This window comes from Streptomyces sp. NPDC057287 (genome assembly GCF_042667905.1).
Classification (GTDB): Bacteria; Actinomycetota; Actinomycetes; order Streptomycetales; family Streptomycetaceae; genus Streptomyces.
Genome location: NZ_JBHUYV010000003.1, coordinates 101,495 through 125,843 on the forward strand (window position 1 = coordinate 101,495; position 24,349 = coordinate 125,843).

A 24,349-nucleotide genomic window follows, 5' to 3' on the forward strand; every position below is an offset into this window, starting at 1 on the left:
CCGCCGGAGGCCCGCGCCTGCGAAATACTGGGCTCAGCTGCGGAGATGGCCGGAGCCGAAAGAAACTTTCATCGGCGGGAAAGCGTATGAGGGGTGCTGACGTGCACGGGAGCGGAAGCGACGGTGAGCCCGGCTTCATGGCCGGGAGCGTGGTGGACCATGAGTTCCTCGCGCTGGAGCGTGAGTTGGCTGTCTTTCTGCGCCGCGCACGGGCCACCTCGGGGGAGATGGCCCGCGAGGTCCACCCGGATCTGGAAGCCGCGGCCTACGGGCTCCTCGTGCGGCTGGAGTCGGCCGGGAGTCAGCGGGCCACGGATCTCGCCGCCTACTTCGGGGTGGGCAAGGCGACCATGAGCCGTCAGCTGCGTGCCCTGGAGGGTCTCGGCCTGGTGGCACGGGAGACCGACCCGGCGGACGGCCGTGCCTCGCTGGTCCGTCTCACCGACGAGGGCCTCGCCCGGTTCCGCAGCGTCCGCGACGCGCGACGAGGCCGCTACGCCCGGAAGCTCGCGGGCTGGGACCGGACCGAGGTCGCGGAACTGGCCCGCCTGCTGCATCACTTCAACGAGCGCGCCGAGGAGTGACGCACGTCCTGGAGGTGCGGGACTACAGCTCGACGAGGGCCGCCGTCGCGTCGTCGTGCGTCTTGCCGCGACGCAGGTACACGCGGTCGGTGTCGGCGCGCTCCAGTTCCCTGACGCGGTCGATCAGCCCCTGGGGCCCTTCCTTCCGCAGCACCCTCAGGGCGGCCTTCCAGTCGCCCTCCCCGAACTTCTCCGTCCAGCGGCTCGCCCCGTCGGTCAGCGCCGCCAGCGCGCGGACCTCCGTCCGGGGCGTCTCGCCGGTCACCGCGCGTGACGCCGCCGAAGGGTCCGCGGCGGCCGTGAAGAAGCCGCCCTCCTTGTTCCGTACGCGCGCGTCCGCGATCTCCTCCGAGGCGAGGGAGCCGGGCGGCAGCCGGTCGAGGCGGTCGTCGAGCAGCGGTCCGACCGTGCCGTCGGGGCCCTCGACGAGAAGGGCCGAGTCGGACAGCACCAGGTGCTCGACCCTCTCGTCGTCCCAACGCGCCAGGACCACCGTTGCCTGAGGCGTGCGGGGGTGAGAAAGGTCACAGAGGGAACGATGCGTGTCGGCGGTGCGCCGGATGGACTCCGCGAGGATCTCGGTGAGCGTCAGATCCCTCCGCGAAGCGGACAGTTCGGCCAGAGTGCCTCCGAGCCGTGCCGTGAACCACGGGACCGAGTGCACACAGCCGTCGCCGCCCGCGGGCGGCGTCACGCCGTCCAGCAGGACGAGGGCGCCACCCCGGCCGCCCGCAGGGGCGATGGCCGATACCCAGTCCTCGTTGGGGCGTTCGGGGCTGCCCGGCTCGGTGGCGAGTTCGATGCGCATCCAGCCAGTCTGCACGATGCCTTCACGGAGCCTGCACGATCCCGGGGTTGGACCGTACCAGCAGGTCAGAATGGCCCCGGGCCCGGAACCCGGGGCTCCCCGCATATGCGGGCGGGCATACTGCCAAAGCCGGGCGCGAAGTTCCACCCGGTGGTCCATGCATGCCCGGCGGCGTCCGTGGGGAGACTTGTTCGCCAACTCCGGATTGATGTTCACTCGTTCGAGTGGCGGAGCGGTTGATGCGCGGCCCCCCTCCCAAATGCGCTGGAATGGTCGGAAGCCGTACGGTGCCCACCAGGGCGGGGTGCCCATTCACGTGACTGCGCGTCACCTCTGCTTCAAGGGCGGACGAGTCAAGATTGCGAGCACCGGTGCAGAAGAAGCGGCCTCGGAGCAAGGACAGCACGCGCGAGGAGTCCGGGGCGATGCCTCAGGCAGCGGGTGCCGCCAAGCGGACCGCGCGGGTACGCAGCCGGCTCGTCGCCGGCGTCGCCGTCGTGGGGATCACCGTCATCGCGGCGGGCGCCCCGGCGGCCCTCGGCGCGTCCTCCGATCTCAACGAGTCCCAGCGGCTGGTCACGCTCGCCGAGCTGAACCAGCAGGCGATCACCCTCGCGCACTCCCTCGCGGACGAGCGCGACGAGGTCACCGCCCACATCGCGGGCGGGCGTGAGGACGAGGACCCCAACGACGGCGACGACGGCACGTCGAGCCCCGCGGCCCGTGTCGACCAGCAGGTCGACGAGATCCGGGAGGCGGCGCCCGCAGCCCTGCGCCGGGACCTCGCCGCGATCCCCTCGCTCCGCCGGACCGCCCTCACCGGCAAGGGCTCGGCGATGGAGGCCTACCAGGCCTACTCCGAGGTCATCGAGAAGCTCCACGACCTCGCGGACGAACTCGCCGAGAAGACCCCGCCGCGGGCCGCCGACGCCACCCGTGCCCCGCTCGCCCTCGGCGGCGCCGTCGAACAGGCCTCGGCCGCCAGGGGCCTGCTCCTGGCCGCGCTCGCCGTGCCCGGCACCAAGCCGCAGCAGCAGCAGATCGACCCGTTCACCGGCCTGCCCGTGCAGAGCCAGGACGAGGGCGGCAGCGAGGACGACCGCAACCGCGACGAGCTGAGCGCCGCCGCCCAGCAGGCACGGGTACGCGAACTCGCCTCCCTCGCCGACTTCGACCAGTCCGCCGGGCCCTCCGCCCGGGACCGGCTGGCCTCCACGGTCACCGGCCCCGAGGTCACCAGGGCGGAGAGGTACCTCACCCGGTTCACCGACCGCCCCGAGCTGTCGGACGAGGACCGGGCGGCCGACCCCGCAAAGGTCGAGGCCGCGCTCTCCGCACGGATCGACCGCATGCGCGGCGTCGAGTCCGCGCTGGGCACCGCGCAGGTCAAGCGCCTGGAGCTGCTGCGCGACGACGACGTCACCGCACTGGAGCTCCGGCTCGCCCTGCTCGGCGGCTGCCTGCTGATCGCCGTCGGTGTCTCCACGGCCGTCGCCCGCACCCTCACCCAGCCGCTCGCCGTCCTGCGGATCGGGGCCGGCCGGATCGCCGCCGAACCCGAGACCGCCGAACCGATCCGCTACACCGGGCGCAACGACGAGTTCGCGCAGGTCGTACGGTCCATCAACGCCCTGCACGGAAAGCTGCACGGCCTGCACCACGACGTCGCCGGCCGGCTCGGGACCATGCAGACCGAGCGGGACGAACTGGTCGCGGGCCGCGAGGCCCTCACGCTCCAGCGGGCCGAGCTCCAGGTCAGGGTGGCGGAGCTCTCCGGGCAGCTCGAGCGGCTGCGGAACACGGTCCACCACACCTTCGTCAACCTGTCGCTGCGCACCCTCGGCCTGGTCGAGCGCCAGCTCGGCGTCATCGAGGGACTGGAGGAGCGCGAGCAGGACCCCGAGCGCCTCGCGACCCTCTTCAAGCTGGACCACATGGCCACCGTCATGCGGCGCCACAGCGAGAACATGCTGGTCCTCGCCGGCACCGACCACAACCAGGGGCACTCGGGCCCGATCCCGCTCGTCGACGTACTGCGCGCCGCGGTCAGCGAGATCGAGCGGTACGAGCGGGTCACCATCCAGTCGCTGCCGCCGCACTCCCAGGTCGCGGGCTTCGCCGCCGACGACCTGAGCCACCTCGTGGCCGAACTCCTGGAGAACGCGACGTCCTTCTCGCCGCCCGACTCCCATGTCGAGCTCTCCGGCTGGCTGCTGGAGACCGGGGAGGTGATGCTCTCCGTGCAGGACGAGGGCATCGGCATGTCGGCGGTCCGGATGGGCGAACTCAATGCCAGGCTGGCCGACCCGGCATCCTTCGAAGCGGGCGAACAGGCCGCGGACGGGGCCGGGCTGGGTCTTCAGGTGACCTCGCTGCTGGCTGCCCGCCACGGCGTACGAGTGCAGCTGCGCGAACAGAAGGGGAGCGGGGTGACCGCGGTCGTCGTTCTTCCGCAGGCGCTGCTGCCCAAGGCGCCGCCGGCGGCCTCCCCGCCGCCCGTCACGCTGCCGGGGGACGCGCCCGCCCTGAACCTTCCGGGATCGGTGGCCGAGGCCAACTCCAACGCGTTGCCGCCCCGTTCGGCCCTGGCCGCCGGGGACCCGCTGATCGCGGCCGCGGAGCGGACCCTGGAGGCGGCGGGCACGGAGCCCGCCGCGTCGCAGCCGGTGGCGACCGAGCCCGCCTCTGTCCCGGCTCCCGCCGAGCCCACGGCCGACACCGAGCCCGCGGTCCCCGCCGCGCCAACGCCTTCCGCCACGCCCGCGCCCTCCGCCGACGAGGAGCCCGACGCCGAGACCACCATGCAGGTCCGGCTCCCCACGCAGAAGGACGCGCAGAAGGACGCGAAGAGGGACGCGCCGAGCCCGTACGCCATCGGGCCCGACCGCCACGAGCGCGCCGCCGACACCAGTCCCGCCACGGCACCCGCTCCGGCCGCCGAAGCCGTTCCGGCCCCCCGGCAGCCGCTGACCGGAATCGGCGAGGAGGTGCCCGACCCGGCGCCTTCGCCCGAGCGCCTCACCGACAAGGGGCTGCCCAAGCGCACCCCCAGGATCGCCGCCGCTCCGTCGGCCCCGGTCACCGAGCGGAAGGGCAGCCTGGACAAGGACGCCCTGCGTCGCCGGCTCGGAGGCTTCCACCAGGGCGCGAAGGACGGCCGCCGCGATGTCGAGGCCGAGATCGCCGACAGCGGCGCACAGACCGACCACGACCGTACCGACGGTCGTATCGATGAGACGGGGGACACAGTCGAGGAGGCACGCAGTTGACTGCGCCCAGCACATTCGGGCTGAGCACCGAGGCCCGGAATCTTCACTGGTTGCTGAGCAATCTCGTGGAGGAGGTGCCCGGGGTCCATTCCGTCACCGTCGTCTCGTCCGACGGGCTGATGCTGCTCTCCTCGGACCCCGGTCTCGCGGCGGCCAGGACGGCGGAACGGCATACGGGCCCCAGGGGTTCCAGCGCCGACCTCGCCACCATCGTCTCCGGCATCGGTTCCCTCACGATAGGCGCCGCCAAACTGATGGACGGCGGCGGCGTCAAGCAGACGATGGTCGCGATGGACGAGGGCAGCGTCTTCGTCATGTCGATCAGTGACGGATCGCTGCTCGGTGTACACGCCACCGCTGACTGCGACATGAGTGTCATCGCCTACCACATGGCGCTCTTCGTCGGCCGTGCCGGACACGTACTCACCCCCGAACTCCGCAGTGAGCTGCGCAAATCGATGGAGAGCACCCAGTGACGTCAGCTGCTGAACCCGTACGAAAACTCCCCGTCAGGGGTGCCGACCGCAAGGCCGCACGGGTCCGTCCGTACTCCCTCACCGGCGGCCGGACCCGCTTCGGCCACGTCCTGCTCGTCGAGACGTTCGTGGCCGCGCTGGACGCTCCCGAGGAGCGCCGCGAGCTCACGAACGGCAACCTCGCCTCGCGGGTCATGCCGGAGCTGCACGCCATCGTCGAACTCTGCCGCCGCATGCGTACGGTCGCGGAGATCTCGGCCCTGCTGAAGATGCCGCTCGGTGTCGTGCGGGTGCTGCTCAGCGACTTGGCCGACCAAGGAAAGATCCGCGTCTACGGGACCGGTCACGGCACCGGCCAGCCCGACCGCGCGCTGCTCGAAAGGGTGCTCAATGGACTCCGTCGTCTCTGAGGCGCCGCTCTCCACCCCACGTCAGCGGGGTCCGCAGGACCGGCCCGAGGAATCGGTCCAGTCCTGGCAGCTCGACCACACGCGCGCGCCGATCGCCACCAAGATCGTGGTCGCGGGCGGATTCGGCGTGGGCAAGACGACGTTCGTCGGCTCGGTCTCCGAGATAACCCCGCTGCAGACCGAAGCGCTGATGACGCAGGCCAGCGAGGAGACCGACGACCTCACGGCCACGCCCGACAAGGTCACCACGACCGTCGCGATGGACTTCGGCCGTCTCACGCTCGACGACGACCTCGTCCTGTACGTCTTCGGGACCCCCGGTCAGCAGCGCTTCTGGTTCATGTGGGACGACCTGGTGCGCGGCGCGATCGGTGCCGTCGTCCTGGCCGACACACGGCGGCTCGCCGACTGCTTCGCCGCGCTCGACTACTTCGAGAGCTGCGGCCTCCCCTACATCGTGGCGGTCAACCACTTCGAGGGGTCGCCCGGTTTCGAGGAGGCCGATGTCAGGGAGGCCCTGACCATAGCTCCGCACGTGCCTGTTGTGATCATGGATGCGCGTAAGAGGATCACCGTCGTCGAGTCGCTGCTCGCCCTGGTGGGCCACGCACTCGACGTCGCCCCCGAGTAACGACAGACGCACCCAGTACACGTAACGGAGAACCGCGATGCGGAAGATACTCATAGTCGGAGCCGGCCAGTCCGGTCTTCAGCTGGCCCTCGGACTGCAGTCCAACGGGTACGAAGTCACCCTGATGTCCAATCGCACCGCGGACGAGATCCGGTCCGGCCGGGTCATGTCGACGCAGTGCATGTTCCACACGGCCCTCCAGCACGAGCGCGACCTGCAGCTCAACTTCTGGGAGTCGCAGGCCCCGCAGATCGAGGGTGTCGGCGTCTCGGTCGCCGGGCCCGACTCCTCGCGCGTCATCGACTGGGTGGGCAAGCTGGACGGCTTCGCCCAGTCCGTCGACCAGCGCGTGAAGATGGCCGGCTGGATGGAGACCTTCGCCCAGCGCGGGGGGCAGCTCGTCATCCACGGTGCCGCGGTCTCCGACCTGGACTACTTCTCCCGTACGTACGACCTGGTGATGGTCTCCGCCGGCAAGGGCGAGCTGGTCTCCATGTTCGGCCGGGACGCCTCCCGTTCGCCGTACGATGCCCCGCAGCGCGCGCTGGCCGTCGCCTACGTCCACGGTCTGGGCCCCCGCCCGGAGCACCCCGAGTTCGACGCGGTGCGCTGCAACCTGGTCCCGGGCGTCGGTGAGCTCTTCATCATGCCGACCCTGACGACGTCGGGCCGCGCGGACATCCTGTTCTGGGAGGGCATCCCCGGCGGTCCCCTCGATGCCTTCCAGGGCATCAAGGACCCGTCGGAGCACCTGGCCAGGACGTTGGAGCTCATGGAGCAGTACACCCCGTGGGAATACGCGCGCGCCACCAAGGTCGAGCTGACCGACGCCAACGCCACACTGGCGGGCCGTTACGCCCCGACCGTCCGCAAGCCCGTCGGTCGGCTGCCCGGCGGTGGCCTGGTCCTCGGCGTCGGGGACGTGGTCGTCGCCAACGACCCGATCACCGGCCAGGGTTCCAACACCGCGTCCAAGTGCGCGCACTCCTACCTGCACTCGATCCTCGAGCACGGCGACCGTCCGTTCGACGAGGAGTGGATGGAAGCCACCTTCGAGCGTCACTGGGAGAACACGCAGCACGTCGTGAAGTGGACGAACGCGATGCTCGGGCCGCCGCCGGAGCACGTGCTGAACCTGATCGGTGCCTCCGGTCAGCTCCAACCGGCCGCCGACCGCTTCGCCAACGGGTTCAACAACCCGGCGGACTTCGACAACTTCTTCTTCGAGCCCGAGAAGACGAACGCGTACCTCGCCTCGCTCACCGGCGCCCAGGGCTGACACCCACGCGCTCAGGAACCGGGCCGTCACCTCCGTCACGCAGACACGGACGGATGTGACGGCCCGGTTCTCATGCGTCCGGGGCGTCGTACCCCGTGTCCGACCCCGAGGTGGCGTCGTCGGGCAGCTCCGGCAGGGTGTACGCGCTCAGCGGCTCGCTGTCCGGATCCGGGCGGACCGCGCCCAGCAGGGGGTTGGACGCGAGGGGGGACACCTTCACCAAGGCCCCGGGCCTGGGAGCCTGCACGACGAGGCCGTTGCCGATGTACAGCGCCACGTGCGTCGCCTTCGGGAAGTAGACCACCAGGTCACCGGGGCGCAGCGAGCCGACCGGAACCTTCGGCAGCTCCCGCCACTGCTCCTGCGACGTCCGCGGAATCGTCCGCCCCGCGTCCGACCAGGCCTGCGAGGTGAGCCCGGAGCAGTCGTAGGATTCCGGCCCCTCGGCGCCCCAGACGTACGGCTTGCCGATCTGCTCGACCGCGAACCGCACTGCCTCGCCGCCCTCCTCGGACGGCGGCCGGACGGAGCTGAGTGCCCCCGAGGCGGTCAGCGCGTCCTGTGCCTCGCCGACGTTCTTCCGCTCCAGTGCCGACAGGGCCGTGAGTTGCTCCGCGGACAGCGAGGCCAGCATCGCCTCGATGCCCTTCAGCCGGGTCTCCACGGTGTCGCGCTGCTTCTTCCGCTGCGTGGCCAGTGCCCGCTGCCGGTCCTGCGCCGTCCGGGACCTGGCCGCCAGTTTCTCGGCGTGCTTCTCCGCGCCGGTCAGCCGGTCCACCACGGCCGACCGGCCGGCTTGGGCCCGCTCGATGACGTGGGTCTGCTCCAGGGCGCGCGCCGGGTCATCGGCGAGCAGCAGGCGCAGATAGACGGAGAAGTCCGTGTGCCCCTGGTACTGGTCACGCGCCAGCCGCCCGGCGTCACGGCGGCCCGAGTCCAGTGCCGTCCGGGCCCTGGCGAGCTCGGCCCGCAGTCTCCCGGCCTCGGCCGTACGCTTCTTCAGCTCCTCCTCGGTGCCGTTGTAGAGCTCGCCGGCCTCCTCGGCCGTCCGGTAGAGCGTCTGCAACTGCTTCAGCAGCCCCGCCACGCTCTGCGGCGCCGCTCCGGCAGCCGGAGCGGGGCCCGGCCCCGTCGGCGGCCCGGTGGTGCCGCGGCCGGGTCCGGCAGGCTCGGCGAGGGCGGGGGAGGCGGCGACGACCGCGGCCAGCGCCGCCGTGCAGAGGGTACGTACGAGTCTTCCTGACACGACATCACCTCCGGTGACAGGGGTGATGCCGATTAATCGGACTACCCCACAAATGGTCGGATCTCGACCATCCGGTCACTCGGCCGGAGGTGATGCAAGGACCGTCCCGCGCGCCGCCCAGGGCGCACCCCGAACGGAGGACGCGCGGACGTCACGCCAGGGGGAAGGCGTAGAAGGCCCGTTCCCTCTGGACGACCGTCGTCCTCCCGGCGGCCAGCACCCGGTACCACGCGGTGACGGTGGCGCCCTTCGGGTCCCGGGCCCCGTTGTCCTGGAACTTCCACAGCCGGCGTCCGTCCGCCGCGCCGAACGCGGTCACCTGCGAGCCGTCCGCGGCGAGCAGGGTCTTTCCGCCGCCGCTGAGCGCGATGGCGGGGGCGTAGTCGCCGAGCGGAACCTCGGTGGAACGCCGCCAGAGCAGCTTCCCGGTCGCCCGCTCGACGGCGGCGACCTCCTGGTTGCGGTTGGTGGTGTGGAGCACCGCCCCCGCCGGGACGGGGGTGCCGAAGACGGACGCCGCCGTGCCGTTGAGGGTCCAGACCGGCTTTCCGGTGCCGGTCTCGAACGCCTGCAGATCGTCGCCCACCGCGCCGTACAGCCGTCCGTCCTCGTCACCGACCGCCGAGCCGGTGGGTGTGACGGTGCCGAACTGACGGGTCCACAGCAGCTTTCCCGTGGCGCGGTCGAAGCACCGGAAGGACGCCTTGCCCTTGCCCGCCGCGGCATCGGCGGGGGTGAGCGTGCCGGCGTCCTGGCGCACGACGAGGTCGGTGTCCCTGACGGCGGTCAGGCGGTGGACCGGGGTGCCGGGAGCACGGCCCGCGGGGACGGCGGCGCGCCAGAGCTCCTTGCGCCGGACGATGTCGTACGCGAAGAGGTACGCCTTGACCGCCTGGGTGTCCTTGCCGGGCTTCTTGCCCTTCTTCGGCTTGGGCGCCTTCACGGTCACGGTGTGGGAGCCGGTGAACCAGAGGACGGATCCGGACAGACCGGTGAGCGTGCCCACCTTCATGTTCGGGACGCCGGTGAACTGGTCCACGAACCGCACCCGGTGTTCGATCCGCCCGTCCTTCGGCGACAGCCAGAGGAACTCGGTCGGACTCGCCAGGAAACACAGGCCGTCGCCGGCCGCCAGGACCGCCTGGGCGCCCGCGGCGTCGGCACGCTCCCAGATCTTCCGCCCGGTCCGCAGGTCGACGGCGGTCGCCCGTGTCTCGTCCGTCAGTACCAGCAGCCTGTCCCGCCAGATGCCGGCGGTGAGCGGAGCCGGCGAGGCGGCCGGGTGGGTGTAGATCCACCGGGGATCCGGGGCCCGGCCGGGGACGGTGGGGCCGGTCCTGCCGGCCGGTTTGTCGTCGGCGGCGGAGGCGGGCTCGTCCGACCCGAGGGCGGAGACGGCGGCTCCGCCCAGGACCAGCCCTGCCGCACCGGCGGCGACAGCGGTGAGCAGCGCCCGCCGGCTGGTGCCCGGCGCGGACTCGGCGCGGGGCGCGGCGGCCGGTGCGGTGGCGGGCAGGGGGAGCGGGGCGGGCGCGGGCAGTGCCGGGGGCGTGGTGGCAGCCGGGTACGCGTAGGGGTACGGCTGTGCGGGTGCGGGTGCGGGTGCGGGTTGGGGTGCCGGTGGCAGGGCGGCTGCGGCGGGGCGCGGGGGCGCGGTGCCGGTCGCTTCGTGGGGGAGGGCGAGCTGGGTCGTCGCGCGGTCGGACTGCGGCACGCGTGCGCCGGTTCCCAGGAAGCGCGTCGTCCGGCTGTCCTCGCCGATGTCCCCGTAGCCCTGCGCCCCGTCCGTGACCGCGCCGCCGGTCGAGGCGCCGTCCGTGGGCACTTCGTCCGTGGGCGTCCCCTCGGCGGCGGGGACCGCGTCCTCGACCGGGTTCACCGGAGGCTCCTGAACCGGGTCGGCCGGAGGCTCCAGGGCTCGCGCGCGGGCGGCCTGGTCCGCCACCGCGGCCGACAGCGGTCCGGGGAGCCAGCCGCCCTTGGCGAGGCCGGCCGCGCCCTCCAGCGCCAGCTCCGCCGCCACCGCTCCCGCACCGGGCCGGTCGTCCGGGTCCTTCGCGAGGCAGCCCGCGATCAGCGCGCGCAACTCGTCCGGCACCGAGCCCAGTTCCGCCGAGCCGTGCGCGATGCGCTCGGCCGCCTCGTCGGCGGGTCCGTCGGCGAGCGGAGTCGTCCCGGTCGCCGCGTACGCCAGCAGCAGGCCCAGGACGAACAGGTCGGACGCCGGGCCGGCCTCCTCGCCCTCCACCTGCTCCGGGGTGAGATAGCCCAGCCGCACCGACAGCTGTCCGCTCTCCCGGGACTCGGCGGAGGCCGCCGCCCCCAGGGGCCCGAACGCGGTGAGCCGGGGCCCGTCCGCGGCCAGGAGCACCGTCTCCGGCGCCAGCCCCTGAAGCACTGCCCCGGTGGCGTGCACCCGGGAGAGGGTCTCGGCCAGGCCGGCACCGATTATCCGCACGGCACGCTCGGGCAGCGGACCGGCGAGACCGATCGCCTCGGCGAGCGTCACCGCGGGCACGTAGGCCGCCGCCGTCCACAGCGCGTCGTCCTCCGGCGCGGCGAGCGGAGGCTGCACCCAGCCGCCGGCGAGACGCTCGGCGGTACGGGCCTCGGACCGGAAGCGGCGCCGGAAGGCGGGTACGGAGGCGAGGGCGGGGCGTGCGGCGGTCACCACGGCGAGATCGTCGCCGTCCGCGCCCCGGGCCAGGTAGTGCACCGAGCTCGCACTCTCGCGGAAGCGCGCCAGCGCGGTGTACGGGCCGAAGCGGCGTGGATCGTCCTGACGCAGCGCCTCCATGGCGCACCCCCCTTGTGACCGTGCCCTCGGCACCTGACCGCCGATCTTACGGGCGCGTGCCCTGATGACGCTCAGGACCCACTGCGGCGCCTGGTCCAGGGCCACTTGGGGGTGAAGTGCTCCCGGCCGTCGGGGGCGTACTCGTACACCCAGCCGCGCTGGAGCCCGAGCCGTTTCGAATGGCCGGCCGGGGCGCGCCGGTAGGCGTACACGGTGGCGGGGCCACCGTCGGCGTCCGGCACCGGGACCTCGTACCACTTCGGCGGATGGCCGGTCGGTCCGAGCAGGACGGGCAGGACCCGGCCGTCCAGGGGGCCGCCGCGGAAGGGCGTGTTCTCGCTTTTCACCGGGCCAGTCTGACCCAGGGACCCTCAGCCCGGCGGCAGCAGGTGCGCGGCCCGGCCGGCCACCGGGATGATCAGCGTCGCCAGCCGTCCGGCGGGGCCGTCGGCGGTCTCCTTGCCCAGCAGCTCCGCCACCACGGTCCCCGTCTCCTCGTCCGAGGCGGCGGTGGCCGCGAGCAGGGCCATCAGATGGTCGACCAGCCAGCCCCGCAGGTCGGAGGCGTCCGGTCGCTTCCCCTCGTCCAGCCAGATCAGGGACGCCGCCTCCACGGCCGCGATCCAGGTGCGCACCATCATCCGCAGGCGCGGCCCGGCGGGCTCCTGCCCCTGACCGCCGCCCCGGCCGAGGTGGAGCAGGATCTGCTCGGCGGCCGACCGGCGCACGCCGTCCACGATCGTCGACGTCCGCGAGGTCTCGGCCACGCTTCCGCCGCGCAGCAGCGCGCTGAACCCGGCGTCGTGCTGGTCGACGAAGCCGAGGTACCGGTCCAGGACCCGGCTCACGCGCTCGGTGGGCGGGCCGACGGCGGGTTCCGCGAAGCAGAGCGTCAGCTGCTCGGCGGCCGATCCGAGGGCGGCCTCGTACAACTGCTGTCTGCCGCCGGGGAAGTAGCGGTAGACCAGGGGGCGGGACACCCCGGCCGCGGCCGCCACCTCGTCGATGGACACGTCGTCCGGCGCCCGGTGGGCGAAGAGCGTGAGTGCCGCGCCGAGCAGTTGGGCGCGGCGCTCCTCGACACCGAGCCGTCGGTACGCGCGGGCCGGCGGTGCTGCGGGTGCGGAGGTCATACCCCGAAGCCTAAGGCCGACCGGCGCGCAGGGGGCGGCGTCGCGAGGTGCCGGCGCCCCCTGCCGCCCGGCCGGGGACGGCTTCAGGCCAGCAGACCCGAGCTCTTCCACAGCCTGCGTCCCACCCCGTTGAGCACACCGATGTCGTCGAAGAAGTCGGTGAGCCGCTTCGCCCCCGTCTGCATGACCTCCGCCCGGTGGCCGCTCGCCTTCACCTGCGCGACGGCTTCGTGCCGGTCCAGGCCCACGTTGTCGTAGACCTGCGGGTTGACGAAGCAGACGGAGAAGACGCGGGCCGCCTCCCCGCAGTTGATCCGGGTGAGCCGGCGCTCCCAGTGCGGCGCGGTGACCATCTGGCGGCGCAGCTCCTCCCGTGCGTAGCGCACGTGCCGGGCCTCCTCGACGACATGGATGCGGGTCACTCCGCGCACGAGCGACTGGACGCGCTCGTCGGGGAAGGTGAGCCGCTGCATCCAGTCCAGGATCTCCTCGCCGAGCAGGGTCGCGGCGAAGGAGCCCGGGGTGGTGGAGATGGTCTTCAGCACCCGCGCCAGGTTGTGGTAGCGCCGGGGGACCGGGTAGCTGGGAGCCCCGCCCCACTCGATCATGCGGGCGAACATCATGGAGTGCCGGCACTCGTCGGCTATCTCCGTGAGGGCGTACCGGACGTGCTTGCTGGTCACGGACTTGTCGTAGATGTGCCGGACGAGCAGCTGCATCAGGATGATCTCGAACCAGATCCCGAGCGAGGCCAGCGACGCCGCCTCGTGCCGGGCCAGCTCCATCCGCTGGTCCTCCGACATCTTCCGCCACAGCGGGGTGTCGTAGAGGGAGACCAGCTCCGGTGGCCAGAACCACTTGCCGTCCTCGGCCGGCGAATCCCAGTCCAGCTCGGTGTCCGGATCGAAGGAGTGCTTGGCCGAGGCCTCGAGCAGGCGGGCCGCGACCTGTTCGCGGTCCTTGAGCGGGCCGAGCGCGTCGCGCAGCGCCTGGATGTCCTCGTCGGTCACGGTCGTCATGGCTGAAGGCACCTCGCACAGGGGTTACCGGCGGTCAGGTTTCCGGTCATGAATTATGAGACTGCCTGTCAGCAAGGCAGTCAATCCCCTGTGCACGACTTGTTGACCGCGCGTCTACCAACGTGTGAACCTGCCAACTGACGTCAGTACCACGGAATCGCACGATCCTCGCCAGGCGAAGGAGCTGTCCGTGTCGACACACGACCTCTACATCACCCCGCCCGCGGCCCCGACATGGCAGGTGCCCGCCTCCGGAGCGGCCCGGTTCAACTGGGACTACGACGACGGCCGCGAGCGCCTCCTCGCCCTCTACCAGAAGGGCAAGGACAAGCAGTGGGACGGCAACAAGCGCATCGACTGGAGCCTGGAGGTCGATCCCGCCGACCCGCTCGGCACCCCGGACGAGGCCCTCACCCTCTACGGCACCCCGCACTGGGCGAAGATGACCGAGCGGGACCGCGGCGAGCTGCGCAAGCACTACACCTCCTGGCAGTTCAGCCAGTTCCTGCACGGTGAACAGGGCGCCATGGTCTGCGCCGCACGGATCGTGGAGTCGGTCCCCGACCTGGACGCGAAGTTCTACTCCGCGACCCAGACGATGGACGAGGCGCGCCACGCGGAGATCTACGGTCGCTTCCTGCACGAGAAGGTCGGGATGCTCTACCCGGTCAACGACAGTCTCCAGGGGCTGCTCGGTGACACCCTGCGAGACTCCCGCTGGGACATGCCCTACCTCGGCATGCAGGTCCTCATCGAAGGGCTGGCACTCGCCGCGTTCGGCATGATCCGCGACACCACCACCAGGCCGCTGCCCAAGCAGATCCTGGCCTACGTCATGCAGGACGAGGCCCGGCACGTGGCCTTCGGGCGCATGGCCCTGCGCGACTACTACAAGCAGCTGAGCGACGCCGAACTGCGCGAGCGCGAGGAGTTCGTCATCGAGGGCTGCTACCTGATGCGCGACCGCCTCAGCGGCGTCGAGGTGCTGGAGAACTTCGGCATAGGCAAGCAGGAGGCCAAGGACCTCTCCGAGCACTCGGAGTACCTCCAGCTCTTCCGCAAGCTGCTGTTCAGCCGGATCGTCCCCTGCGTCAAGGACATCGGCCTCTGGGGCGAACGGCTCCAGAAGGCCTACGTCGACATGGGTGTGTTCGAGCTGGGGGACTCGAATCTGGACCTGCTGATGGCCCAGGACGAGGAGATCGCCGAGCAGCTGGACCGGGACCGCTTCGCCGTGGAGGAGCAGGCGCGGGTCGGGGAGGTCGCCGAGGCGATAGCGGAGGGCGGCGCGCAGGGCTGAGCGCGCCCGGAAAACGGGTGTACGCCGACGGGGCGCCGGATGAGGATGGCCGCATGAGCCCGACCACCGTCACGGGGGACCGTGCCGCCGCACGCCGCAGCCTCGAAGCACTCGCCCTCGGCGACGCCTTCGGTGAGCGCTGGTTCCCGCTCTTCCGGCCACCCCGGCAGGCGTACGCCGAGGTCCGGGCGCGCCGGACCCCGCACGAGCCGGTGTGGCACTGGACCGACGACACCGCGCTGGCGCTCGCCCTGCAACGGGTCCTGGACGAACACGGGGAGGTCGAACAGGACAGGCTCGCCCTGTACTACGCCCAGGCCTTCGACGCGGACCAGGCCCGTGGCTACGGACACGGCATGCACATCCTGCTCCCGGAGCTGCTGACCTCGCCGGGCGACTGGCGCACTCTGGCACCCGGGCTCTTCGAGGGGGGCAGTCTCGGCAACGGCGCGGCGATGCGGGTCGCCCCGCTCGGGGCCCGCTTCCACACGGACCTCGGCCACGCCGCCGAACAGGCCGCGCTCTCGGCGGTCGTCACCCACGCCCATCCGGAGGGCGTCGCCGGCGCGGTGGCGGTCGCCGTGGCCGCGGCGCTCTCCGTACGCGGGGAGTTCACGCTGGAGGCCGTCGCCGGGCGGACACCGGAGGGCCTCGTGCGGGACGGAGTGCTCCGTGCCGCCGAGGTGCCGTTCGCCACGGAGCCGTGGAAGGCCGCCGATCTCCTGGGCAACGGGCGGCGGATCAGGGCCGACGACACGGTGCCGTTCGCGCTGTGGACGGCCGCCCGGCACCCGGACGACCTGGAGGGAGCCCTGTGGTCCACGGCCGAGGGCTTCGGGGACGTGGACACGACCTGCGCGATCACCGGCGGCGTCGTCGGGGCGCGGACCGGGGTGGAGGGCGCTCCCGCGGAGTGGCGGCAGCGGAGGGAACCGCTGAACTGACGGCAGCGCCGGGGTTCCTGGCGCTGCCGGGCCGGGTCCTCCGACCCGGTACCGCTGGTCCGTAGGTACGTCGAATTCCTGTTCGCCTCGGTGACGTAACGTGAGCGCATGAGCATGCCGCCGCAGCCGCCGCCGGGTCCGTACGGGCCGCCTCCCCCGCAGCACTCCCCGTACGGACAGCAGCCCCCGCCCGGCCCGTACCAGGCGCCGCAGCCGGCGTACGCCTACCCGCCGCAGCCGTACCCCGCCGGGCCCCACGCCCCCGGGCCCCATGCTCCCGGCCCGTGGGGGCAGCCGGGCATGTCGCCGCAGCCGCCGCGGAAGAACCGCGGCTGGCTCGTCGTCGGCATCGTGGTGGGGGTGATCGCGCTCGTCGCGGCCGTCGGATTCGGGGGGTTCGAGCTGGCCGGCAAGGGGGCGGACCTGGCGTTCCCCGAGGCCACCCACAAGCTGGTGGTGCCGAAGACCCTGCTGGAGGAGGAGTTCACCCTCGGCCAGGACCTGTCGGAGACGGAGGGCAAGGGGATCGAGGACACCTACGACCCGAGCATCCGGGACCCGAAGGCGGCGATCGGGCAGTACACCTCGGGCGAGGACGGTGACATGCTGGTGGTCTCCGGCATGTACGGGAGCCTGGCCAGTCCCGCGCTCGCGCGGACCAAGATGCTCGAAGGGGCCGCCGAGTCGGACGGGGGCGAGGTCGTCGTACCGGCGACGGAGTTCAGGCCCGGCGGGTCCGGCGTCGTGGTGGAGTGCCAGGTCGTGGCGTACACGGAGGGCGGCGGGACGGCCAACATGCCCATGTGCGCCTGGGGCGACGGCAACACCGCCGCCATGGTCGCCGTGGTGCGTTCCGGCGACGTGACGAAGGACGCGGCGGACATCGACCTGGAGAAGTCGGCCGAGGAGACGCTGAAGGTGCGGGCGGAGATCCGTCAGCCGATCGGCTGAGACCGGGGCAGGTGGCGCTCCAGGGCGCGGGCCGTGCCGAGCAGTTCGGCGTCCTTCCCCCGGCCGGCCACCAACTGGAGACCGGCCGGGCAGCCGTCCGGGGTGAACCCGGCCGGCAGGCTCGCCGCAGGATGACCGCTGACGTTGAACGCCCAGGTGAGCGCGGTGGAGTAGACGTCGCCCGGCCCCTCGTGGCCGTGCGGCCGGTTGGGCGTGACCGGGGTCAGCAGCAGGGGCGCACGGGCGAAGAGGGCGTCGAGCGTCCGGTCGTTGGCGGCGCGAAGCCGCTCCGTGGACGGGGTCGGTGTCCCCCCGCGCACCGCGAGCCACGCCTCCGCGGGGTCGAGCAGTCCGCAGGAGCCCGGCACCAGGCGCACCGCTCCCGCCGCCACCAGCCGGCCGACCGCGGCCCGTGTCACCTCCGCGACCTCCGGGTCGACGCGGGCGAAGCCCAGATCGGGGCTGTAGACGGCGGGAACGGGGAGTCGCGCGGGCCGCGGCACGTACCCGTCGAGGACGTGGCTCAGGCAGGTCTCCGCGCGCCCGGCGGAGCTCGCCAGCAGTCCCGCTGACGCGAGGCCCGTACGGTCGGGGGAGGGGAGCAGTCCCCTCGTCGTCCGCAGACCGAACACCCCGCACCACGCCGCCGGGATCCGCACCGACCCGGCGCCGTCGCTGCCCGTGGCCACGTCCACCATGCCCGCCGCGACCGCCACCGCCGAGCCCGCCGACGACCCGCCCGGAGTCCGGTCGGGGCGCCAGGGGTTGACCGTACGGCCGTGCGCCCCCTGTCCCCAGGTCTGCCACCGGGTGCCCAGGCCGGGGACCGAGGTCGCACCGACCGGGATCCCGCCCGCGGCGATCAGGCGGCGGGCCGTGTACGAGCGGATGCCCGCGGGCCCCTTCACCGCGAAGGGCAGCCCGGCGAGCGGGAGCCGGGACGCCTCCGCCTCCCGTGCCCGCGCCTCCTCGTGCCAGACCTCGGTGAACGCGCACAGGTCCGGGTCGAGCCGGTCGATGCGGGCGAGGGCCGCCGCCAGGGCCGATGACATCTCCCCAGTGTCGTGGAGCCGGCCTCACTCCCGCAGCGCCGCCTCCATCACCGCCCGGGCGATCGGGGCCGCGTTGCCGCCCCCGCTGACGTCGGCCCGGTCGGCCTCCGCGTCCTCCACGACCACCGCCACGGCGACCGCCGGGCGCCCCGAGTCCGGCGCCTGCGCCCAGGCGATGAACCAGGCGTACGGAATCCCGGAGTTGTCGACCCCGTGCTGGGCGGTGCCCGTCTTGCCGCCGACCGTCACGCCGTCGATCGCGGCGTTCGTGCCGGTGCCGTTCTCCACCACGTCGACCATCATCCGCTGGAGCTGCTGGGCCGTCGTGGGCTTCATCGCCCGGTGGTACGAGTCGGATCCCTGCTGCCGGACCGTGTCGCCGTCGTCGGTGGTCACCCGGTCCACCAGGTGCGGGCGCATGAGCTCGCCGCCGTTCGCCACCGCCGAGGCGACCATCGCCATCTGGAGCGGGGTCGCGGTCGTGTCGAACTGGCCGATCGAGGACTGGGCGAGCTGGTCGTCGCTCATGTCCTCGTCGAAGTTGCTGCGGGCGACCCGGGAGGGAATCGTCAGATCGTCGTCGTTGAACCCGAATCCGTCCACCGCGTCCAGCATCCCGTCCAGCCCCACCCGGACACCGAGATGGGCCATCACCGTGTTGCAGGACACCCGGATCGCCTCCGCGAGCGACGCCTTCTCGCAGCCCTTCGCCTCGTTGGGCAGCACGGTCGAGGTCCCCGGCAGGACGTACGGCGACGGGGTGCCCGTGTCCGCGTCCGGATCGTCGACCACGCCCGCGTCCAGCGCCGCCGCCGCTGTCACGATCTTGAAGGCGGAGCCCGGCGGATAGGTCTGCCGGATGGCCCGGTTGAGCATCGGCCGGCTCGGCGCACGGTTGAGCCGTGCCCATGCGCCGGTGACGGTCGAGCCGGTCCCGGAGAGGACCTCGGGGTCGTACGAGGGGGAGGAGACCAGCGCCAGGACCCGGCCGGTCGCCGGGTCGAGGGCCGCGACCGCGCCGCGCCTGCCGTCCAGGCCCTCGTACGCCGCGCGCTGCATCGATTCCTCGACGGTGGTGACGACATCGCCACCGGGCTGGAGACTGCGTGTGATGTCCCCCCACAGCGGGAGCGGGGCCAGGATCGGGTCGGTGCCGGAGAGGATTCCGTCCTCGGCGTTCTCCAGCAGGGTGGTGCCGTACGTCTGCGAGGCGTAGCCCGTCACGGGCGCGTACAGCGGACCGTGGCGGTAGGTGCGCTCGTACGCGAGCTGCTCGCCGGTGTCCTTCGAACCGGTGACGGGTTCGCCGCCGACCAGGATGTTCCCCCGCGGCTGGTCGTAACGGTCGATGACCGTACGGCGGTTGGCGGAGTTCGAGTTGAGCTCGTCGGCCTCGAAGAGCTGGACGCGCGCGGCGTTCGCCAGCAGGGCGAGGAGCAGGAGCAGACAGAAGCCGGCGGCGTGCCGGATGTAGCGGATCACTGTTCCTCCGCGGCGGGCACGGTTCCGGTGCCGGGGTCGGGTGTGCGGGCCACGTCGCTGACCCGGATCAGCAGCGCCACGATGATCCAGTTGGTGACGACGGACGAGCCGCCCTGGGCGAGGAACGGCATCGCCATCCCGGTCAGCGGGATCAGCCCCATCACCCCGCCGGCGATCACGAAGACCTGGAGGGCGAGGATCGAGGCGAGACCGACCGACAGCAGCCTCCCGAACGGGTCCCGGAGGGCCAGCCCCGCGCGGAAACCGCGGGCCACCAGCAGGGCGTACAGCAGGAAGACCGCGGTGAGGCCGGCCAGGCCGAGCTCCTCGCCCGCGGTGGCCAGGATGAAGTCGGACTTGGCGGCGAACCCGATGAGGATGGAGTGGCCGAGCCCCAGGCCTGTTCCGAGCATGCCGCCCGCGGCGAACGCGAAGAGCGACTGGGCGAGCTGGCTGGGTCCCTGGCCCGCGTCGATCGTGGCGTACGGGTCGAGCCAGTCCTCCACCCTGCTGTGCACATGGGGTTCGAACGAGCCGACGGCGAAGGCGCCCGCCGCGGCGAGGAGCAGCCCGACGGCGATCCACCCGGTCCTGCCGGTGGCGACGTACAGCAGGATCACGAAGAGGCCGAAGAAGAGCAGCGACGTGCCGAGGTCGCGTTCGAGGACGAGGACGCCGACGCTGAGCAGCCAGATCGCGACGATGGGTCCGAGCACCCGGCCTGTGGGGAACTGGAACTTCCAGATCCTGCGCCCGGTGTACGCGAGCGCGTTGCGGTTCGCGGCGAGGTAGGCGGCGAAGAAGACGGCGAGCAGGATCTTGGCGAACTCGCCCGGCTGGAAGGAGAGTCCGCCGACCCGGATCCAGATCTTGGCCCCGTTCACCGCGGGGAAGAAGATCGGCACGATCATCAGCACCAGCGCCGCGGCGACCGAGAGGTACGCGTAGCGCTGCAGCACCCGGTGGTCCCGCAGCAGGACGACGACGGCGATGAAGAAGGCGACCCCGAGCGTGGACCAGATCAGCTGCGTCGTCGCGGCCCGGTCGCCCGGGGTCTCCAGGTCGAGCCGGTAGATCAGCACCAGCCCCAGTCCGTTGAGCAGGACGGCGATGGGCAGCAGGAGCGGATCGGCGAACGGCGCGCGGAAGCGCACCGCGAGATGGGCCAGCAGGGCGAGGAGGCCGAGCCCCGCGCCGTACCCGGCGACGTCGGGGGGTACCGCGTCGTTCCGGGCGAGGCCGACGGCGGCGTAGCCGTAGACGGAGATGAGCACGGCCCCGGCCAGGAGCGAGAGCTCGACCCCGCGCCGCTTGGGCAGGCGTAGCTCGGGCGGGCGTGCGTCCGCCGTCGGTGCGGTCATGCCCCGCAACGTAGCAAGAGGCGGGTGCTATTTCCCTTATGTCAGCTTCGTGGCACTTCCCCGGTGGGTGCCGCCGGACGGGATCAGCTCTGGTAGGGGTTCTGGCCGCCGGGAGGCGCGTATCCGGGCTGCTGCTGCGCCGCCCCGTACGGATTGCCGTCCTGTCCGCCCTGGGCCTGCGCCAGAAGCTGCTCGGCCTGCTCCTTCGGTATCTGCCGCTCCCCGCCGCAGAAGGTGCACTGCGTCGCGTACTTCGTGGAGAAGGGGAACAGCGGCACGAAGAACAGTGTGAACTTGGTGACCCGCTTGCGCAGGGTGTGCGCCGCCGGATTGCCGCACCAGCCGCACACCATCGTCAGGACCGCCAGTTGGTAGAGGTAGCCCCGCGTACCGAAAATGATCATGTTGTAATTCCTTTCCCCGTGTTTCCCAGGAGTGCCCGCCGGCAGAGTGCCAGCAGTCTCTCGTCCTCATAAGTGTCGTGACTGCCGTATCCGCCGTCCATCGCCTTGTGGCGGCGTACGGACAGGAGCTCGGCGCGCAGCACCCGTGTGGTGTCCGAGCCTGCACCGCCGGGGCCCATCCGCGCCAGGCATTCCGCCACCCGGACCCTGACGTGGCAGTTCTGCTCCCACGCGGACAGGAGCACCGGAACCACCTCGCCGGCCTGTCCCGAGATCTCCCACAGGGCGATGGCCGCCTCGACCCGGAGCCACAGCTCGTCGTGCGCCAGCAGGGCCCGCAAACGCGGCGCCACCGCCCCGGCACGCGGACCCAGGGCGCCCAGCGCGGCAGCTGCCGCCCGGCAGTCGCGGACCTGTTCCGCCCGCAGACCCTCCGCCAGCACCGGCAGCACCGTGCCGACGTCCCCGGTGACCGCCCAGAGCGCCTCCGCGGCCTCGGTCGCCGCCGCCGTACCCGGCCGGCGGAGCAGGCGCCGGAGCTCGGGGACCGCGCAGCCGGCGGCCGGCCCGAACGAGCCCAGTGCCCGAAGCGCCGCCGTACGCAGCCACTCGCCCCGGTACTCGGGCGCCCCCCGCAGCACCCGCAGCACCTCGGGAGCCGCCTCGCCCGCGCGCAGCGCCGTCAGCCCGGCGAGCAGCGGGCTCGCCCGGTCGTACGCGCCCTCGTCCAGGCCGACCTCGCCCAGCCGGCGCCGCAGAGCCCCGGCGAGCGGCACGGCCGCATCGCCCAGGCAGGTGATCGCGAAACCCACGTCGTGCGGCACGTCCGGCCGTTCCAGAGCCTCCGCCAGCGCGGGCAGCACCCGCACGTCCCCCAGCCTCGCCAGCGCCTTCACCGCGGAGCCGAGCCCCGGAGGACCGCTCGCCCACTCCTTCACCCACGCCCCGGGATCCGCCGCCACCCGCCCGGCCAGGGCGTCGCCGGCCGGGGCGGCCAGCGCGAACAGATCCTCCAGCGCGTACGCGGCGGCCTCGGCCAGCCGGGGCTCCGGATCCGCGAGCTGCACGCCGACCAGCCGCACCAGGTCCTCGTAGGCCCCGCGCCAGGCGCGCATCAGCCCACTGCTCATCCGTACCGCGTCAATGCGCTGCCAGGGGTCGGGGCTGCGCAGCTGGTCCGTCAGCAGCGCCGTGCGGTCCGCCACGCGGTCGTCCAGGCCGACGTGCAGGGTGCGCAGCAGGTCGGTGGCCCACGGGGTGCCGCGCCCGGACTGTTCGTCGGTGGACAGCTCGCGCAACTGCCCGACCAGCGTCGGGGCGGTGGTCCGGTCCGACGCGGCCTCGTCCCCGCCCGGCGGCTCCGCGGCGGAGGGCTCCGGACGGGCCGGCCCGGAGCGCAGCTCCCGCAGCAGCCCGGACACCACCCGCACGACATCGCCGGGCAGTGCGTCGGGGGCGCACCTGGCGAGCTGCGCGAGGGCCGCGAGCCGCAGCCCGGGGGGATACGCCTCCGCCGCGAGCCGGCTCAGCCAGTCCGCCGCCCGCTCCGCCAGCTGCCCGTGGCGCAGGGCGATCCGTCCCGCGGCCTCGACGAGAGCCAGCCGCACCTCGTCGTCCGCCTCCACCGGCAGCCGCTCCCGGAGCAGCGCGAGAACCCTGCCCGGCCGGGCGTGCAGCGTGGCCAGCGCCAGCGGGGCGGCGAGCCGCACCCCCGGGTCCTCGTCGGCGACGAGCTCGAAGAACACCGGCGAGCCCGCCGACACGGCCGCCGCCGCCATGGCGTAGTTCGCCACGCCCTCGATCTCGTCCTCGTCCAGCTCGTCCTCCTCCTCGTCCTCGTCCAGATCGATGCCGCCGATGCTGGTGAGCAGCTCCACGATGCCGCCCCGGTCGCGTATGCCGGGGTCGGCGGCCAGCTCGAAGAGGAACGGGATGCAGGCGAGCGTGCACGCGTACACGTTGCCCTGGTGGTGGACCGCGCCGTACATCCCGTCGAGGGCGCTCTCCCGCTCCGCCGGATCGGCGGACGCGAGCCCGTAGAGGAGCCCCGGCACGTCGTCGGCCGGGCCGTAGGCATGCTTCATCGAGGCCCAGCCGACCTCGTCGATCCCCGTGAACACGCCACGCCCTCCCCGTGTCTTCCTTCTGCGCCCGACACGGCGGAGAACCGTGCCCGTGAAGCAGCGTCTGCGCAGAGTGTGCACCACCGCCAGGACAATCCACCCTCCACTTGCGGCCTTTCCTCGCCGCGCCGCCCGGGGCTGTGAAGGTGCCGTGCCCGCTGTGTTCCCGTCGGCTCCCCCTCAGCCCCCGGGGAGCGGCCGGGCCTGCCCGGGGTCGGTCAGCGGAGCCAGCAGATCTCCGTGCCGCTCCAGCCGCGCGGCCATGTCGCCGGCGAGGAAGACCAGGTCGCCAGGAGCGCCGCACGCCTCGATCTCGTCCCAGGTGACGGGCGCCGACACGGTCGGACTTCCCTTGGCCCGCAGGGTGTACGGGGCCGCGGTGGTCTTCGCGGCGGCGTTCTGGCTGAAGTCGACGAACACCTTTCCCGGGCGCAGCGAGCGCGTCATCCGGTGCACGGCCAGCTCGGGCAGCGCACCCTGCGCCTCCAACGCCAGCTCCTTCGCGTAGGCCGTCACCTCCTCGGAGGGGGTGGGCTCCAGCGGCACGAGGAGGTGGAGCCCCTTGGAGCCGGAGGTCTTTCCGTACGAGGGCAGTCCGTCCCCGGCCAGCCGCTCCCGCAGCCAGAGGGCGACCTCGCAGCACTCGACGACACCGGCCGGGGGCCCGGGGTCCAGGTCGAACACCAGCCGGTCGGCGACGGCGGGGGAGTCCTTCAGCCACTGGTGGGTGTGGAACTCGACCACCAGGTTCGCCGCCCACATCAGCGACGGGAGGTCCTGTGCGAGCACCTGCCGGGCCCCGGGGTCGTCGCTGCGGGGGACCGGGGCCGTCCGCACCCAGTCGGGTGTACCGGGCGGCGGATTCTTCGTGAAGAAGCGCAGCCCCTCCGGACCGTCCGGGTACCGGAGGAACGACAGCGGGCGGTCACGCAGGTGCGGCAGCATCGCCCCCGCCGCCGTGGCCGCGTAGTAGTGCAGCACCTCGCCCTTGGTCGTCCCGGTGTCCGGGTACAGCACCTTGTCGAGATTGCTGAGCGCCAGGCGCCGCCCCTCCACCTCCGTGATCGGCGTCATACGATA

The 24,349-nt window shown here is 72.6% G+C and carries 21 protein-coding genes; 9 read left to right on the forward strand and 12 right to left on the reverse strand.

Features of this window, described 5'->3' with window-relative positions:
* Positions 1-86 precede the first annotated feature (86 nt).
* Positions 87-584: a MarR family winged helix-turn-helix transcriptional regulator gene (locus tag ACFUNE_RS07030; protein WP_383563342.1), complete on the forward strand. Its 498-nt coding sequence runs from the start codon at positions 87-89 to the stop codon at positions 582-584.
* 22 nt (positions 585-606) lie between these two features.
* Here the strand turns inward: ACFUNE_RS07030 and ACFUNE_RS07035 are convergent, their stop codons facing one another.
* The gene (locus ACFUNE_RS07035) at positions 607-1,392 is read right to left on the reverse strand and encodes a protein phosphatase 2C domain-containing protein (RefSeq protein ID WP_383563344.1); all 786 of its coding nucleotides are present in this window, start codon (positions 1,390-1,392) and stop codon (positions 607-609) included.
* A 371-nt stretch (positions 1,393-1,763) separates the two neighbouring features.
* Between ACFUNE_RS07035 and ACFUNE_RS07040 the strand changes: the two genes are divergently transcribed.
* The 5 genes from ACFUNE_RS07040 to ACFUNE_RS07060 are packed head-to-tail and all read left to right on the forward strand — an operon-like array spanning position 1,764 to position 7,457.
* Positions 1,764-4,661 carry a nitrate- and nitrite sensing domain-containing protein gene (locus ACFUNE_RS07040; RefSeq protein ID WP_383563348.1) on the forward strand — a complete coding sequence of 966 codons (2,898 nt, stop codon included), beginning with the start codon at positions 1,764-1,766 and terminating at the stop codon, positions 4,659-4,661.
* Positions 4,658-5,137 (forward strand): roadblock/LC7 domain-containing protein, encoded by a 480-nt coding sequence (locus ACFUNE_RS07045; protein WP_383563351.1) that lies wholly within the window; start codon positions 4,658-4,660, stop codon positions 5,135-5,137. The genes ACFUNE_RS07040 and ACFUNE_RS07045 overlap by 4 nt, the downstream gene beginning before the upstream one ends.
* Positions 5,134-5,547 (forward strand): DUF742 domain-containing protein, encoded by a 414-nt coding sequence (locus ACFUNE_RS07050; protein WP_103513691.1) that lies wholly within the window; start codon positions 5,134-5,136, stop codon positions 5,545-5,547. Before ACFUNE_RS07045 ends, ACFUNE_RS07050 begins: the two co-directional genes overlap by 4 nt.
* Positions 5,528-6,178 (forward strand): ATP/GTP-binding protein, encoded by a 651-nt coding sequence (locus tag ACFUNE_RS07055; protein ID WP_383563354.1) that lies wholly within the window; start codon positions 5,528-5,530, stop codon positions 6,176-6,178. Before ACFUNE_RS07050 ends, ACFUNE_RS07055 begins: the two co-directional genes overlap by 20 nt.
* Before the next feature lie 37 nt (positions 6,179-6,215).
* The gene (locus ACFUNE_RS07060) at positions 6,216-7,457 is read left to right on the forward strand and encodes a styrene monooxygenase/indole monooxygenase family protein (RefSeq protein WP_383563357.1); all 1,242 of its coding nucleotides are present in this window, start codon (positions 6,216-6,218) and stop codon (positions 7,455-7,457) included.
* Between the two features lie 70 nt (positions 7,458-7,527).
* On the opposite strand, the gene ACFUNE_RS07065 is transcribed toward ACFUNE_RS07060, so the two are convergent.
* From ACFUNE_RS07065 to ACFUNE_RS07085, 5 genes are all read right to left on the reverse strand, one after another.
* A complete protein-coding gene (locus tag ACFUNE_RS07065; RefSeq protein ID WP_383563360.1) occupies positions 7,528-8,703 on the reverse strand; it encodes an NlpC/P60 family protein in 1,176 nt (391 codons plus the stop codon).
* Positions 8,704-8,854: 151 nt separating this feature from the next.
* Positions 8,855-11,500: a PQQ-binding-like beta-propeller repeat protein gene (locus ACFUNE_RS07070; RefSeq protein WP_383563363.1), complete on the reverse strand. Its 2,646-nt coding sequence runs from the start codon at positions 11,498-11,500 to the stop codon at positions 8,855-8,857.
* A 71-nt stretch (positions 11,501-11,571) separates the two neighbouring features.
* Positions 11,572-11,847 carry a hypothetical protein gene (locus ACFUNE_RS07075; RefSeq protein ID WP_383563366.1) on the reverse strand — a complete coding sequence of 92 codons (276 nt, stop codon included), beginning with the start codon at positions 11,845-11,847 and terminating at the stop codon, positions 11,572-11,574.
* Positions 11,848-11,871: 24 nt separating this feature from the next.
* Positions 11,872-12,633 (reverse strand): TetR/AcrR family transcriptional regulator, encoded by a 762-nt coding sequence (locus tag ACFUNE_RS07080; protein WP_383563369.1) that lies wholly within the window; start codon positions 12,631-12,633, stop codon positions 11,872-11,874.
* 83 nt (positions 12,634-12,716) lie between these two features.
* Positions 12,717-13,652 (reverse strand): diiron oxygenase, encoded by a 936-nt coding sequence (locus tag ACFUNE_RS07085; RefSeq protein ID WP_383563372.1) that lies wholly within the window; start codon positions 13,650-13,652, stop codon positions 12,717-12,719.
* Between the two features lie 190 nt (positions 13,653-13,842).
* Here ACFUNE_RS07085 and ACFUNE_RS07090 point away from each other — a divergent pair, with 190 nt between their 5' ends.
* From ACFUNE_RS07090 to ACFUNE_RS07100, 3 genes are all read left to right on the forward strand, one after another.
* Positions 13,843-14,952, forward strand: a complete 1,110-nt coding sequence (locus tag ACFUNE_RS07090; RefSeq protein ID WP_383563375.1) for a ferritin-like domain-containing protein — start codon at positions 13,843-13,845, stop codon at positions 14,950-14,952.
* Positions 14,953-15,005: 53 nt separating this feature from the next.
* A complete protein-coding gene (locus tag ACFUNE_RS07095; RefSeq protein ID WP_383563378.1) occupies positions 15,006-15,896 on the forward strand; it encodes an ADP-ribosylglycohydrolase family protein in 891 nt (296 codons plus the stop codon).
* 108 nt (positions 15,897-16,004) lie between these two features.
* Positions 16,005-16,847, forward strand: a complete 843-nt coding sequence (locus ACFUNE_RS07100) for a hypothetical protein (RefSeq protein ID WP_383563380.1) — start codon at positions 16,005-16,007, stop codon at positions 16,845-16,847.
* Here ACFUNE_RS07100 and ACFUNE_RS07105 read toward each other — a convergent pair.
* The 6 genes from ACFUNE_RS07105 to ligD form a co-directional block, all read right to left on the reverse strand.
* Positions 16,832-17,899 carry an amidase family protein gene (locus tag ACFUNE_RS07105; protein WP_383563383.1) on the reverse strand — a complete coding sequence of 356 codons (1,068 nt, stop codon included), beginning with the start codon at positions 17,897-17,899 and terminating at the stop codon, positions 16,832-16,834. The two genes, ACFUNE_RS07100 and ACFUNE_RS07105, sit on opposite strands and share 16 nt — an antisense overlap.
* Before the next feature lie 24 nt (positions 17,900-17,923).
* Positions 17,924-19,381: a peptidoglycan D,D-transpeptidase FtsI family protein gene (locus ACFUNE_RS07110; RefSeq protein WP_383563386.1), complete on the reverse strand. Its 1,458-nt coding sequence runs from the start codon at positions 19,379-19,381 to the stop codon at positions 17,924-17,926.
* Positions 19,378-20,742, reverse strand: coding sequence for an FtsW/RodA/SpoVE family cell cycle protein (locus tag ACFUNE_RS07115; RefSeq protein ID WP_383563388.1), 1,365 nt, complete (start codon positions 20,740-20,742; stop codon positions 19,378-19,380). The genes ACFUNE_RS07110 and ACFUNE_RS07115 overlap by 4 nt, the downstream gene beginning before the upstream one ends.
* 83 nt (positions 20,743-20,825) lie before the next feature.
* Positions 20,826-21,146, reverse strand: a complete 321-nt coding sequence (locus ACFUNE_RS07120) for a zinc-ribbon domain-containing protein (protein ID WP_383563391.1) — start codon at positions 21,144-21,146, stop codon at positions 20,826-20,828.
* Entirely contained in the window at positions 21,143-23,266 is a 2,124-nt protein-coding gene (locus ACFUNE_RS07125) for a PBS lyase (RefSeq protein WP_383563394.1), read from the reverse strand. The genes ACFUNE_RS07120 and ACFUNE_RS07125 overlap by 4 nt, the downstream gene beginning before the upstream one ends.
* Positions 23,267-23,449: 183 nt before the next feature.
* Complete coding sequence (gene ligD / locus ACFUNE_RS07130; protein WP_383563397.1) at positions 23,450-24,343, reverse strand: non-homologous end-joining DNA ligase; 894 nt, start codon at positions 24,341-24,343, stop codon at positions 23,450-23,452.
* Positions 24,344-24,349: the final 6 nt, after the last annotated feature.

Excerpts from the sequence above, each read along its gene's own strand:
- ACFUNE_RS07030 (WP_383563342.1), top strand. The coding sequence starts at position 87 with ATGAGGGGTGCTGACGTGCACGGGAGCGGAAGCGACGGTGAGCCCGGC.
- ACFUNE_RS07105 (WP_383563383.1), bottom strand. The coding sequence starts at position 17,899 with ATGTCATCGGCCCTGGCGGCGGCCCTCGCCCGCATCGACCGGCTCGAC.
- ACFUNE_RS07115 (WP_383563388.1), bottom strand. The coding sequence starts at position 20,742 with ATGACCGCACCGACGGCGGACGCACGCCCGCCCGAGCTACGCCTGCCC.
- ACFUNE_RS07085 (WP_383563372.1), bottom strand. The coding sequence starts at position 13,652 with ATGACGACCGTGACCGACGAGGACATCCAGGCGCTGCGCGACGCGCTC.
- ACFUNE_RS07055 (WP_383563354.1), top strand. The coding sequence starts at position 5,528 with ATGGACTCCGTCGTCTCTGAGGCGCCGCTCTCCACCCCACGTCAGCGG.
- ACFUNE_RS07035 (WP_383563344.1), bottom strand. The coding sequence starts at position 1,392 with ATGCGCATCGAACTCGCCACCGAGCCGGGCAGCCCCGAACGCCCCAAC.
- ACFUNE_RS07095 (WP_383563378.1), top strand. The coding sequence starts at position 15,006 with ATGAGCCCGACCACCGTCACGGGGGACCGTGCCGCCGCACGCCGCAGC.
- ACFUNE_RS07070 (WP_383563363.1), bottom strand. The coding sequence starts at position 11,500 with ATGGAGGCGCTGCGTCAGGACGATCCACGCCGCTTCGGCCCGTACACC.
- ACFUNE_RS07120 (WP_383563391.1), bottom strand. The coding sequence starts at position 21,146 with ATGATCATTTTCGGTACGCGGGGCTACCTCTACCAACTGGCGGTCCTG.
- ACFUNE_RS07080 (WP_383563369.1), bottom strand. The coding sequence starts at position 12,633 with ATGACCTCCGCACCCGCAGCACCGCCGGCCCGCGCGTACCGACGGCTC.
- ACFUNE_RS07100 (WP_383563380.1), top strand. The coding sequence starts at position 16,005 with ATGAGCATGCCGCCGCAGCCGCCGCCGGGTCCGTACGGGCCGCCTCCC.
- ligD (WP_383563397.1), bottom strand. The coding sequence starts at position 24,343 with ATGACGCCGATCACGGAGGTGGAGGGGCGGCGCCTGGCGCTCAGCAAT.
- ACFUNE_RS07060 (WP_383563357.1), top strand. The coding sequence starts at position 6,216 with ATGCGGAAGATACTCATAGTCGGAGCCGGCCAGTCCGGTCTTCAGCTG.